The 14,121-nt window shown below is 33.9% G+C and carries 13 protein-coding genes; 9 read left to right on the plus strand and 4 right to left on the minus strand.

Annotated elements, in window-relative coordinates; genetic code table 11:
* Positions 1-45 precede the first annotated feature (45 nt).
* On the minus strand, positions 46-1,071 hold the full coding sequence (locus ACKC83_RS16690) for a GDSL-type esterase/lipase family protein (RefSeq protein WP_434036410.1): 1,026 nt from the start codon (positions 1,069-1,071) through the stop codon (positions 46-48).
* A 145-nt stretch (positions 1,072-1,216) separates the two neighbouring features.
* Positions 1,217-2,053, minus strand: coding sequence for an alpha/beta hydrolase (locus ACKC83_RS16695; protein WP_434036411.1), 837 nt, complete (start codon positions 2,051-2,053; stop codon positions 1,217-1,219).
* Positions 2,054-2,704: 651 nt separating this feature from the next.
* On the opposite strand from ACKC83_RS16695, the gene ACKC83_RS16700 reads away from it, so the two are divergent.
* From ACKC83_RS16700 to ACKC83_RS16740, 9 genes are all read left to right on the plus strand, one after another.
* The gene (locus ACKC83_RS16700; RefSeq protein ID WP_434036412.1) at positions 2,705-4,420 is read left to right on the plus strand and encodes a hypothetical protein; all 1,716 of its coding nucleotides are present in this window, start codon (positions 2,705-2,707) and stop codon (positions 4,418-4,420) included.
* Positions 4,421-4,798: 378 nt separating this feature from the next.
* Positions 4,799-5,245, plus strand: a complete 447-nt coding sequence (locus tag ACKC83_RS16705; protein WP_434036413.1) for a hypothetical protein — start codon at positions 4,799-4,801, stop codon at positions 5,243-5,245.
* Positions 5,246-5,760: 515 nt separating this feature from the next.
* Positions 5,761-6,435, plus strand: coding sequence for a hypothetical protein (locus ACKC83_RS16710; protein WP_434036414.1), 675 nt, complete (start codon positions 5,761-5,763; stop codon positions 6,433-6,435).
* A gap of 353 nt (positions 6,436-6,788) precedes the next feature.
* Positions 6,789-7,454, plus strand: a complete 666-nt coding sequence (locus tag ACKC83_RS16715; protein ID WP_434036415.1) for an SMI1/KNR4 family protein — start codon at positions 6,789-6,791, stop codon at positions 7,452-7,454.
* A gap of 126 nt (positions 7,455-7,580) precedes the next feature.
* Positions 7,581-8,501: an AraC family transcriptional regulator gene (locus tag ACKC83_RS16720; protein ID WP_434036416.1), complete on the plus strand. Its 921-nt coding sequence runs from the start codon at positions 7,581-7,583 to the stop codon at positions 8,499-8,501.
* A gap of 119 nt (positions 8,502-8,620) precedes the next feature.
* Positions 8,621-9,160, plus strand: coding sequence for an RNA polymerase sigma factor (locus ACKC83_RS16725; RefSeq protein ID WP_434036417.1), 540 nt, complete (start codon positions 8,621-8,623; stop codon positions 9,158-9,160).
* Between the two features lie 107 nt (positions 9,161-9,267).
* Positions 9,268-9,723 (plus strand): DUF6789 family protein, encoded by a 456-nt coding sequence (locus ACKC83_RS16730; protein ID WP_434036418.1) that lies wholly within the window; start codon positions 9,268-9,270, stop codon positions 9,721-9,723.
* Between the two features lie 317 nt (positions 9,724-10,040).
* Positions 10,041-11,270, plus strand: coding sequence for an aromatic amino acid transporter (locus ACKC83_RS16735; RefSeq protein WP_434036419.1), 1,230 nt, complete (start codon positions 10,041-10,043; stop codon positions 11,268-11,270).
* A 79-nt stretch (positions 11,271-11,349) separates the two neighbouring features.
* The gene (locus ACKC83_RS16740; protein ID WP_434036420.1) at positions 11,350-12,177 is read left to right on the plus strand and encodes a hypothetical protein; all 828 of its coding nucleotides are present in this window, start codon (positions 11,350-11,352) and stop codon (positions 12,175-12,177) included.
* 184 nt (positions 12,178-12,361) lie between these two features.
* Here ACKC83_RS16740 and ACKC83_RS16745 read toward each other — a convergent pair whose 3' ends face one another.
* Positions 12,362-13,657: a TRAP transporter large permease gene (locus ACKC83_RS16745; RefSeq protein WP_414035030.1), complete on the minus strand. Its 1,296-nt coding sequence runs from the start codon at positions 13,655-13,657 to the stop codon at positions 12,362-12,364.
* Positions 13,657-14,121, minus strand: a complete 465-nt coding sequence (locus ACKC83_RS16750; RefSeq protein ID WP_434036421.1) for a TRAP transporter small permease — start codon at positions 14,119-14,121, stop codon at positions 13,657-13,659. Before ACKC83_RS16750 ends, ACKC83_RS16745 begins: the two co-directional genes overlap by 1 nt.

The following is a 14,121-nucleotide window of genomic DNA, read 5'->3' on the forward strand; positions in this document are numbered from 1 at the left end:
AAAATTTCACGATTTTTAAGCCATTTAATAGAGTGTATTAAATTACTATAATGCTTTTTTAATAGCATCAAGGACTAAAGGCTCCATGATAAGATAGCCCTCTGCATTGGGATGAACAGTATCCTTACCTAACTCCTTTTTTAATCCTTTTTCTTCATTTACCATTGGAGTATAATAATCGAGATAGACCATTTTGTTGGTATTCGCATAAGCCTTAATAAGCGTATTTAATTTTATTATTTTATCTCCAGGGTCTGCAGACGGACTCCAAGAATAACTAGACGCAGGCAAAATAGAAGCCAAAATAACTTTTACACCATTTGCTCGTGCCAACTCTGCCATAGAAAAAATATTAGTCGCAATACGCTCTATACTAATTGCCCCTCTATTTCCAGCAATATCGTTCGTTCCAGCAGAAATCACGACCACCTTGGGTTGTAACTCAATCACATCCGATTTAAATCGCAATAACATTTGTCCGCTTGTCTGCCCACTAATTCCTCGATTGACAAAAGATGGGTGTTCTTCAAAAAACACACCATGATTTCGTGTCCAAAAATCGGTTATAGAATTACCTATAAACACAATACGATTTTCATTTTTAGCGGGTGCTTTTAGTGCTTCATTTTCTGTTCTATAACGTTCCAAACCGGCCCAATCTTCCGTAGGTGTTAATTGTATTTTTATAACTGTAGCCAATGTACTTGGGGCTTTTTCCGGAACAAAAATGGTGAGATTTCCATTTACCAACCTCGTTCTTAAACGTTTCTTCCCATAATCTAAAAAAGCACTTTCTACATTTATATTCCTATCTATAATCAGTTTACCATCTGTTGGCCAATCCACAACATGCGCGTAAACAACATCTCCTTTTTGTGTGTAATGTCCCCAACTTGGTTTTTCGAACGCACTCTCTGATGTACCAGAAATAGCTTCTTCGTTTACTTTATTCCATACTGCTTGTTCGGTAGGCTGAGGGTTGTTAAGCATGGTACTTTCTTGAGCAAAACCAGTATACATACAAGCTGTTGTCAAACATACTAGGACTATAGTATTTTTAAATAATTTCATTATTAACATTCTTTATATTGTGGTATTTCGTTTCTAAACCGTCAGTTTAAAACTAAAAAATCTACCACTGTTTTCTAGCCATAAAAAAGCTTGCCATTAAATTTATATAAGGCATTCCTTATAATATTTTCGCTTTAAACTTTGATTAAATAGTTGGCTTGCCTTTTAGATAACCAATAGATTTTAAAAACAAATCGGATTCACGAACCGTTTCTATATAATATTTATCGTCCTTTTGTCTGCCTTTATTAAAAAATCCGTGAGGTTGATCTTCGTACAAATGAAGATCGCAACGATTTCCTGCTGCTTTCATAGCCGACTCGAATTTTTTAATAGCACTTACAGGCACATGCTGGTCTTTGGTACCGAAAAACATAATAGTGGGAGGCGCACCTTTTTTTACGTTATGTAATGGCGAAATTTCCATATAACGCTCTCCAATTCTGTCGTATCCATAGCCTCCAGGACCATTATCTATAACCGGGTTTAAAAGCACTAAAGCATTCGCTGCCGCACTAACCGAAATATCTTCATCAGGTTCGTCTAAGCCAGGAATCATTGCTGTGGCCGCCGCAATATGTCCGCCAGCAGAAGCTCCCATTATGGCAATCTTTTCTGGATTGATATTATAGGTCTCCGCGCTTGCTCTTAAAAATCGGATTGCAGATTTAGCATCACTAACAGCTTCAAAAGGAGTTGTTTTCTGACGAGTTTCTACGCGATAATCTACTAAGACAGTCACCATTCCTCGAGACGCAAAATATTTTGCTTGTGGTTCTAACTGAGACAGTTTTCCGCTTTTCCAGCCACCTCCAAAGAATAACACAAGTGTAGCATATGATTTTTTCTTTTTAAAACCCTTTGGTTTATAGATATCCATGATTAGTGTGTCCCCGTTTATAATTTTATAAACCACACGCTTAGGAACGGTATCGAAATCACTTTCTACAAAACTTTTATTTTTTCCTTGTACTGAAAGCACTGTCAGCAAAAAAAGAAAAGTTATCACTACATACTTATTCATCATTATTTATTTATTCTTTAAAAGACTAAGATACGTTTTATCTGAAGCCAAATATTATAATTACAGGCAGAAGGGCTTCAGACACACCCTATATTTATTAAGCTTTCAAAATATTAATTCTCATTTGTATTATTCCAAATTTAAAGTTTAAAACACCTATTTGAGATTAAAATAAAACCACCATGGACTGGCTACATAAACACTTTACTAACAACTTATTACAACACTGTTAATACTTATTAAATATATATTATAAAGTTTCTATAATTTAAAATATTTAACTCTAAATAGAAATAATTATTAAATTACAAAAACAAATGTAACTTATATAAATAAGAATTCAAATCAAACTATTTAAGATTATTACATAGTAATCAAAAAAGCCGTGAATTAAAAAAACACGTAACAAAACATGCTTTAAAAATTTCATCCATCTCAAACACAGAATACAGCAACAGAACCTATTTCAATGAAAAACTGCGACTTATTAAGTAAATAGTGGACTTCATTTTATATATTTGACCTTGTATGCGATTTAAAAACACAAAAAAATCAATAGCAAGCACAATATTTCCCAACCCCTATTTAACAAATAATCACCCTCTAACAATGAAGCACTACTATTTATTATTTACCTTTTTAATCGGATTTTCGCTTTCTGCTCAGGTCGAAAAGGCGACTTTTAAACCTTATTTATTTATGTCGTATTCTGACGACATTCCAGAAACTCATATTTATGGTGCTATGCACTACACCAATATACATAATACCGTACCAGACGAATGGGTTGGGAGTTTTTACCAAAGTGGTATGATGCATACTTGGTATAGACCAGCAAAAATATACGATCTTCCAGATTATCACAGAGATGCATATGGCTACCATTCTATAGAAGGTGGAGCAGGATATAAGCCTGCAAATAGCTTTCATAACTATAAAACCCCACAAAAATTTACAATGGGTGGTGTTGCTGGCGGTTTCGGAGCTTTTAGTAATGGGCCAGGTCAAGGTTCTCCCGGCTTTAAAAATTCAAGAAAATCGCCTACGCTACGTTGGGAAGATAATACCGGACGCTACGGCGCAGCAGTAATAAGTAATACTTTGCTTTTCCCTTTAGATGGCATCGGATTTAAAGAAGGAGAAAATAACAAAATGTTCGGTTACGGCTATTACGCCTTGCCTTTAACAGAACCTAAAAGCACTACGGCGGGTCAAAACAAACCCACAGGAAACCGATCTTGGACCCTGTTTTTTAATACGGCAAACTTTAGTGGGCCAGTTGCATTTCATACACCTTACCATTGGGCTAAACGCTCTTTAACTCAAGAAAGCACCATTGGTAGAAATCTAGATAATAGTTTATTAAAGCGCTCACCACGTTTTCAAAGAGAAACCAATAACTTACCAGCAAAAAAATGGGTAAACTCTAATGGAGATACGTATTATAAAATTTCTCCTGCACTTATGCCCATGGATGCCGATGGTATAGGACGTATTGGAACCATGCCTATGAATATGGATAACACTATGTGGAATGCTGTGAGCGATTGGTTTAACGGCGGACCTGTAGCCTCGACAAATTTCAATGCGAAAAAAGGAGCTGTGCATATTAGAACAAATACAAATTTTAAAGCCTCTTATAGATTAGATAAAACAAAATACATTGCTTCGGCAGATTTTGTTAACAGAGTTAGTGATCCTAATGATCCCTCTGCCGCAGCATTTAAATGGAAAGGCGATTTAATTGAAAAGGTAGAAGGTCGAAACCTCGTTAAATTACCAGAATATTATGTACTACGTAAAGGCACAAAATCGCCAAAAGCTATTCCTGAATCTGAAGTACCTGAAGAAAGCGGATTACAAGCATTAGATTCTCGTGCAGATTATGAGAATGATTGGGAGTTTGACAACTATAATCGAGAAGCTATTTATACGCCTATGCTTCCTGAATACACGTATAGCGATAAAGTTGTAGATGCTTGGAAAACACCAGGACCTACTGCAGGACCTTTCTACGCCAAATTAGAAGACGGCAGTACAGCTGTGTATTACTGGTATAAGTTTAATGAACAACCCTCTATTTTAAATTCTGATATGAATGAAGCAGAACGCGCTCTTATTCAAAAAAGAATAGAGCTTATTCACACCAACTGGCATAGCGACGACCAATATTTCCCAGACCCAAAACAGGAAAAAATAGCCTTGGATAAGAACTTATTGGTTACACCCCCTAAAGGACTGGAAGTTGGTTATGTACCCATTTGTATTCACCAACAATTATCTACAGAAAAGTTACCAGATTTTCCAGTAATCAATAAATTATAGTAAGACATAGATCCTTGATCCTGAATACTAGAATTCGATTTCAAATTTCGAATTTTTAACCAAAGCCACATAAAGTACCTCTATAAAAATCGGGATTAAATAATCCCGATTTTTATATTTATAGAATTTCAACTCTAACGTCTATAACCAAATTGATAATACTCAATATATTATCCTGTTTTTTTTCTAAGAAAAAATTTATAATATATCTAAAAACTATTAATCTACTTTATGGCATATTTATTAATTGTAAGAATACTAATTAAAGCTATTAACGCATTTGTTGACAACAATTTAAAACCTACAATAAAATAATAAGAACCTTCTAATAAGGCTATATAATAAAATATTATTTTTAGCTTAACCATTATAAATCATTTGAGAAAAATTATACTTATTCTACTAGTTATTTTATCATTCGGACTCCTATCTTGTGAGGGTGATAAGAAATATTCGGATTATAATGAAGGTGATTTTTACCAAGTTCAGGGTATAATAACATCTGCAACCCCTACAGCGTATCCCTTCGACCTTTCTACTGTAAAAGACATACGTTTTACTTATTTTTTAGATCGCCAAAATCCAATAACTGGAATCGAAAAGAAACTCCAAATACACGAAGCACAAAAAGATTACCCAATAATTGTATTAGTACATAAAGACGACGAAAACATTAGTTTTTATGGTAGCGTGGGTATTCTTGAAAATTTAAACAAAAAAGAACAAGAGGTGCTCTCTAAACATTTTCAAGCTCAGATGGACAAAATCAAGTCTAAAACTCCTGATTATATTTACAATGCCTTAATAAAAGACACTAATAATTAGGATAATTTACAGTAAATAATTCGTAAATTTATTCCTAATATGCAACTCCTTACAGTTCTATTACCAGCAATACGCAAACCCTATTTTACGAATCGACTAGTTGCAATTAAAAGAATTAAATTCATTGTTATGAATGATACCACAGTAATTATAGTCCTTTTTATTATTTTTATTTGTCATTTAGCCACTATAATCCTGAGGTTCAAAACTAAAAAAGTCTTAATATCCATAGCTTCCTTAAATGCTATTATTGCATTTGGAACACTTATTTTTTTCACCTTCAACATTATAAATTCAAACCCATATCAGTTTGCAATTTCAGAAGTTTTTGCGTGGGGTATAGAACTCTCTATTTTAATATTTGCACTCAATATCATCCTTGGCTTTCGCAATAAAACTTATGTAAAAGTATTTAACTATATTGGGTTTTGGTTTCATCTATTTGGTACCATAGGCATGCTCTTCTACATGTTTATATTCAAAATGGATCATCTTTTTTAAAATACCATTTTGCAATGAAACCTATCATACTAAATACATTACTACTGCTCTGTCTTGTCTTTCAACGTTCGGGCTTTGCACAATCCGCACAGAAAACAATAGATGGTTCTATTAACATTTCTCTTAAAATTGGTAAAAACCCGAGCGTGTACTTCGAAATATTAGAGATAGAGCCTGTGAACTTATTTATGGGGTTAGACGCAAATAATAAAAATATCCCTCCTATTCAGTTAGAATTAAAAATAATGAAGAACCACACAGAATACACAACTTTTCTTTGGTATAACAATGATTCTACGAATAGCCCTAAAACAAACTTTCCAAAAGCATTTAACCGTTATGCTTTTAGTTTGAGAACCAATACAGAAGATGTTGTGCTAGCCATTGAAAAATTAGACTTTGGTGCACCTTTTTTTATAGACCTTGGCCAATCGGCAATTGTAGAAAACATTACAATACTATTCGAAACCTGTACTGGAGAATGGTCGGAAGATTTAAATGGGAATCAGATCGATGTATTTAACAGCTATTCCGTATCGCTCTCTAACGAAAATGAACAGCACAGCTTTTCGTTTACATCTTTAAATACCTCAGCTAATGACAAACTAGTTATACCATGGAAAAATTATAAACTGCGGGTGTTGGCAGATTCTGAAAAAGCTTTAAAGGTATTGGTTTTAGACAACTAAAGAATAATAGCATAGTTCGCCATAGACCAATGACATAAAAGCTCCAAAACACCATTGCACAACGCAAAAGACCTGAAGGATTACGGTAAATATTACCGAATATCAACACTGTAGAACACTACAGTGTTGATAAAAAATAAGTCACAGTATTTGTCTTTTCGATAAAAAACTTCAACAAATCCTCACATAATAATCCTCATTTTCCTAAGAAAAACCTTTACATTTATCTTTAGACTATAAACCACTACTTATGGCAAATTTATAATCAGCTTAAATTTAATTTTAAACTGAAGCTGTATTTATGGATAAAGCATAACTAAATAAACGTATAACGTAGAAGTTATATTAAATAAATGAAAACTGGACTTTTAGCTATTGTATTTCTTACATCTTTAATTATTGGATTTTTACAACTTGAAAACAAAAAGAAATCTGAGGTTATAAAAAAGAAAATGCAAGACAGGATTGACATAACGAAAAGAATAAATGCGATTAATCAATCCTCTTATAACAATCATAAAATATCTAGGTTGCTTATTGCCATGCTAGAAGAATTTCAATTGCATAATGATGTTCAACCAGTCCTTACCGAAACAGAATTAGTCGAAATAGAAAAGCAACTATATTTAACTTTACCTCTATCGTATACGTTGTTTTTAAAATATTTTGGAGATGGTGGAAATTGGATTTACGCAAATTCAATTGGTAGTATTCGTGATAAATCCTTCTTATCAGATTACCGGAAGGACCTAGATGAGGAAATAGAATTAGACAATAAAAAAATAAAAGTAGAATCGTTACTATGCTTAATGCCCGAAGATTCTAATGGAGGTGCATGGTGTTGGTTGACTTCGGAAGATACTAAAGATGGGGAATGGCCTTTAGCTTATTATAGTATAAGTAATAAAAAACTTAATTATAAAGTGCAAAACTTCACTGAATGGCTACAAATCTTAATAAATTCTAAGGGAGAAGTCATTAGAGAATTAGATTTTGATGATACCTTAGGTTTCGGATAATTGATAATTTTAGCTCACACAGAAGTTTATAAAAACATTTTTTTTATACTTACTGCTATTATGCTTGGCAGGTATAATATAATTAAAATCACGACTACCATTTAAAACCTTAACTGTACAACACTAATGAAACCCGTAGATAAAGAGATAGAAAGCGACTATAAAAATCGGATTAACCGTGTTTTCGAATATATTGATTCGAACTTGGAATCAGATTTATCTTTAAATGCCATTGCTGAAATCGCTTTTTTCTCACCATATCACTTTCACAGAATTTTCAAATTTATTACCCAAGAAACACTGAATGAATATGTAACACGACGACGGATTGAGAAATCGGCTTCAGATTTGTTACATAAAAACATAACCACAATCGAAATAGCTCATCAATACGGATTTAGTGATAATTCGTCGTTTTCCAAGGCTTTTAAAAAATATTATGGCATCAGTCCAACCGGGTTTATAAAAGAAAATCCAAACAGACATAGCAAGATCCGTCAACTTAAAAGCAAGAACGGACAATACTATCCGGACAGCGAGGACTACATTTGCATACTCAATAATCTAAAAACATGGATAGAAATGAATGCAAAAATTGAAATTAAAGACACGCCTAAACAAACTCTGGCTTCTGTAACTCACATTGGTATTAACGGCCTAGAAAATGCATTTGAAACCCTTACAAAATGGGCAATACCAAAAGGTTTACTAAACCATCCTGAAGCCAAAATGGGGAGACTATTCTACGATAGTTTTAAAGTAACGGCACCGGATCAAGTGCGTATGAGCATCTTTCTAACAACACATCAAGCTTTCGATGTTGCTGGCGAGATTAGTAAGTTAACTATTGAAAAAGGCAAGTGTATCGTGGGACGTTTCGAAATTTCACCACATGATTTTGAGAAAGCATGGACAAGCCTCTTTTTATGGATGAATGAAAATGGATTTAAAAAGAGTCCTGAAAATCCTTTTGAAATTTATCAAAACGATTACAGAACACATCCTGAGAACAAATTTATAGTAGATTTATATATCCCCATTGTGTAGCTCTCAAAAAATTTAGAAATGAATAGCGCTGTTTGATGGCGCAAGAAGACCTAAGGCAACTTAAATATGGTTATAATAGATTTAAAGCAACCGGATGTGGTTAACAAATAGAAAGTTAAATGACAACAGAAATAATAGACGACCTTAAAGGAGAAAATAATAAAGCTTTCGGACAGCTTTACAAAGCATATTTTGGTATGGTAAACCGTTTTGTAATAAACAATAACGGACGAACAGATGATGCGGAAGATATTTTTCAAGACACTATGATTGTTTTATTAGAAAAGCTTCGTCAGGACGATTTTCAGTTAACAGCTTCCATAAAAACCTACATTATGGCTATCTCAAAAAACATGTGGTTTAAAAGATTAAGAACAGCTAATAGAGAAACTGAATTTACAGATCTGATGGACAACATCTTTTATGAAGAAATAAACTTAGCTATCGAAAACGAAAAAACTAACGTCGACAAACTCCAAACGTACCTTCATAAAATAACAAAACACTGCCAAGGCTTAATACACGATATGTTTTTTAAAGAAAAAGCTATTGAAGACATTCAAAAAGAATACGGTTATTCAACCAAGCATAATGCTCAAAATCAGAAGTATAAATGTGTAGAACAGATAAAAAAAGTAAAAGAAGAAGATAAATTTTAAAGAAAATTAAAAAATATTTTCTTTTCGTGGGTGATTTTTACATCGTATTGGTATAAAGATATAGTTAGTCACTAAAGACAACTCTAATTTATTAAAATATAAAAATCATGAACAACAAAATTCAAAAATCAGTTTTAGCAGGAATTATCGGTACAGTTATAATGACCGCAGTAATGATGGTAGCACCAATGATGGGGATGCCAAAAATGTCTCCACCAACCATGCTCGCAGGTATGTTAGGAATGCCCGTTTTTGTAGGGTGGCTCATGCATTTCATGATAGGAATTAGTTTTGCCGTGATTTACACCTTTTTAGTGGCATCAAAAATAAAAGTTGAGAATATATTTTTAAAAGGAGCTATATTTGGAATCATTGCCTTTGTTTTCGCTCAGATAATGATGAAAGTAATGGGCGCTATAATGCCAATGCCTCAAATGGAAGGGCCAATGATTTTAATGGCTGTTGGTAGTTTAATGGGACATATTATTTTCGGAATAGCAGTTGCAAAAACTATTGGAGAAGCTTATTGTTCGAGCGCCACTTGCAAAACTAAAACGGCTTAATACAAGACGTAGGAGAGAACGACTTACCACTCCTGAAACGTTTTCATCCTCTAAATAAAATACAGATTTATAATTTAAAACCGTCTTTCTAGGCGGTTTTTGTTTTTTATACACTTAAGACCTTAAAAGCACTATAATTCACCGTGAATTATGTATTGTGTTTTGCTACATTTGGACAATATTTTTTTTGGCATTTAGAGACCGAGAATATGAAAGTTTTTAGTCATTACTCACAAAAGGAATATCAGACTGACTTAAAGGTTATTAATTCAAGTATGAATTTGGAAACATTTCATCTCTAATAGTTAAAAAAATCAATGAAAAACCAATCCGCCTTAACGGGTATTATGATAACAGCGGGAACGACTATCGGAGCAGGAATATTCTCCTTACCAGTGGTTTCGTCAGGTATGTGGTTTGTACTAAGTTTAGTATGCCTATTGCTTTTATGGTTCTTAAATTACCTCTCTGCACTATATATTTTAGAAGCTAACCTCCTATTTGAGCCAGGCGCAAGCTTCGACACCATTTCTAAAAAAATTCTAGGTAAAAACTGGAGCATTTTAATTGGTTTGTCTATTGCATTCCTCATGTATATATTGTTATACGCCTATTTTAGTGCTTTTGGTAACATCGTTATGGAAAGTCTAGGATGGGATATTTTTAAATCGAATTCATGGATGCAAGGCGTAATGAGCTTGGCGCTAGGTAGCCTATTAGCACTTATTGTATGGTTAAGTACTGCTATGGTTGGACGAATTTCTACCATTTTAGTTTTTGGAATGATTATTTCATTTACCATTTCCATGGCCGGCTTTGCAATTCAAATAGAAACGGCTAAGTTGTTTGATATTACAGGTGAAAAATCTGCATATCTCCCTTATCTATGGGCAGCACTTCCCTATTTCATGACCTCTTTTGGTTTGGCAACGGTAGTTCCAAGTCTTTATAAATTCTACGGAAAAAATCCAGCAATAATAAAAAGGAGTCTACTTTGGGGTTCATTAATTACCTTTTTTGTGTACGTCTTGTTTCTTACTGTGACTTTCGGAAATATCTCCCGCTATGAATTTATAGCGATTAACGAAGCCGGTGGAAATATAGGGCACTTAATTAGTGCATTTGGAACACACAAAAGCAGTCATATGATAAGTTTTGTGTTAAATTTATTTTCAAACTTTGCAATTATCACCTCTTTCATGGGAGTTGGTTTGGCGTTGTTCGATTATATCGCAGATAAATTCTCCTTTAAAGACCATGCAAAAGGCCGTTTTAAGTCGGCTTGTATCACGTTTATCCCACCAGGAATAATCAGTTTCTTTTTCCCTAACGGATTTATTGCTGCCATAGGGTTCGCGGGATTAGTTGTTATTTTTGGTTTCTTTATCGCACCGTTTTTTGTGGTTAAGACATTAAGACGTTCTAATCGCACTCCCATTTATAAGGTTCGTGGAGGCCATAGTCTTTTACTATTTTTTATATTAGCGAGTGTCTTTGTAGGTGCATGTCAAATCTTATCCATGTTAGATTATTTACCAAAATGGTAGATTATTTTAAATTTAAAGATGAATACAGCTTGAAGAAACAATACCCCAAGCATAAGTCCCAATTAAATTGAGACCCCAAATGAAAACGCCGTTAACTGTAGATAAAGCAATTACTAGAGGCCTTTTAGTTATTAATCTTCCTGTAACGCTTATTATGCTTGGAATCCCTGGCATAACCTTATATCTATCTGCTGAAAAATCAATGCCGAATTGGAGTATTGTCATTAGCTTTTTACTAGGCTTTGGACTCGCTTGGACGTATTGGAGTTTTGCAATTACAAAATGGCGTATATGGGCATTTGAAAACGTAAGAAATGTTCACGAATTAAAAAAAAGTGCTATTGAAAATGGGTTGATTTGGACAGATACCAAATGGTTTAATAAAACGGAAATAAAATCTGAAGCTGATAAATTAAAATGGAAACTATTACTTAAAAAGTTTGAAAAAGAAGATGATTATTTTGAAGACCGCTCCTTGCCTATTAGAACACGAGTGTATTTCTCAAAATTTAAGAGTACTTACAATTTCATACTCATGCTTATCTGTCTATTCACAGGACTTTTTTTACTACTAAAATCTGATAGTTACTTCATAGGAACAGGATTAAGTTTGGTTGGTGCATATTTAGCTTACAAAGAACTGAAACCACTCCTAAATAACGCCCCTCAATTAATTATAGATAATAAAGGTATTGAGACCTCTACATCAAACTTTAAAAGTTGGGCAGAAATTAAACACGAGGAGGTAATTATGGAAGGAGCAGGCAAAACCACCCGATTTTACTTGATTTATACCTATAATAATGGTTCTGAAAAATTACTCCTAGACGACTTTAATATGAGTCCGAAAGACATAGAAACTGCGCTACGCACCTATCGAATAAGATATAATAAATACGTCCGTTAATTGAGTAGACGTCTGCCTACTTTTCTTATTTATTTTCAACTATAATCCTATATTTTAAAAGCGCACTTCGATTACTTTAAAAGCATGTAGCTATTAATTTATGTTTTTATCATCCTTACAGTAATAAATCACATAGCATGATACAGGAACGCTTAAAACAATATTAATAGCTAGAATTATACTTTTATAAATCAAATAATCTTGGTAACCACAATGTTAATTCCGGGAAAAAAGTCACTAAAAACAGTGCAAAAATCATGGCTAAAAATAACGGTAACAAGGGCCTTATAACCTTTTGAATAGTTGTTTTTGCCACTCCTACCCCGACAAACAAGACGGAGCCCACAGGCGGTGTACACAGTCCGATACATAGGTTTAATACCATAATAATTCCAAATTGAATTGGATCCATTCCTAATTTTGTTACCACCGGTAAGAATATTGGTGTAAAGATTAATACTGCTGGAGTCATATCCATAAATATCCCAACAAATAATAACAGTAAGTTTATAATTAATAAAATAACAATTTTATTATCACTGGCACTTAATAAAGCCGAGCTAATATCTTGTGGAATATTCTCGTAAGACATCACCCAAGACATACTCATAGAAGCTCCGATAAGTAACATTACAATTGCTGTAGTTACACTAGACTCTAATAATATTTCAGGAAGATTTTTAAAATTAATTTCCTTGTACATAAAGCCTAAAACCATTGTATATAATACGGCGATTGCCGAAGCTTCTGTAGCCGTAAAAATACCTGATACAATTCCTCCAATAACGACAACCAACAAGAACAAACTTGGAACAGCATCTATAAACGTTTTAAACACTTGTCTTAAAGAACTACGTTCTCCTAACTTATACTTTTTCTTTTTAGCCCAAAAAGACGCGACTAGCATAAGTAAAAGCCCTGTTAGTATTCCAGGAATATAACCCGCTAAAAATAATGCGGCAATAGACACACCTCCACTCGCCAGAGAATATACAATTAGCACATTACTTGGCGGAATAATTAAACCAGTCGTTGAGGATGTAATATTTACAGCAGCACCAAATTCTCGAGAGTAGCCTTCTTTTTCCATTTCTGGACCAAGGATGCTTCCCATAGCCGAAGCCGAAGCCATAGCAGAACCCGCAATGGCCCCCATTAACATGGCACCAATAACGTTTATTAAGGCTAAGCCTCCTGGCAGTGAACCTACTAAGGTTTTAGCAAATGCGATAAGCCGGTGTGCAATTCCACCTTTATTCATGAGTTGTCCAGAGAGTACAAAGAAGGGTATGGCTAGTAACGCAAAACTATCTAAACCCGTCCCCATACGTTGAGACACAGTAGTAAATGCAGGTAAAGCAGGAATACTAACCAACATGGTTAAGACCGAAGATATAGCAATACTCCATGCCACAGGCGTACCTATAGACAGTAAGGCTACAAAACTTATAATTAGAACGATTACAGGTAAATATTCCATTATGATTTAATTTTAATAATGTCAGTAATTTTATAATAAATAATAAGCATTCCACTAAGTGGTATTACAGCATAAACTGCGGCTAGAGGAATTTGCAAAGACGGAGAGCGTTGTTCTAAAACATAAGTTATATACACCAGTCTAAATCCGCCGACAACCATAGCTACAAAAGCAAACGCAATAACTAAAGCAAAGACAAATAACCGTAATTGCTTTTGTGTACGTTCACTAAACCGTTGTGGAAGCACATCGATAGCGACATGCATATTTTTTCCAGACACATACGCGGCTCCTAAAATTCCTAACCAAACCATTAAATATCTAGACAATTCATCTGTAAAAGAACTAGGTGTACCAACAATAAATCTTGTAAATACTTGCCATAGTACATTAAGGACCATAATGCCCATGATAGCGATTAACGCTTTTCCTAAAATGGAATCTAATGTGTTTCTAAATGCCAT

Source organism: Formosa bonchosmolovskayae (assembly GCF_051016085.1).
Taxonomy (GTDB): domain Bacteria; phylum Bacteroidota; class Bacteroidia; order Flavobacteriales; family Flavobacteriaceae; genus Formosa.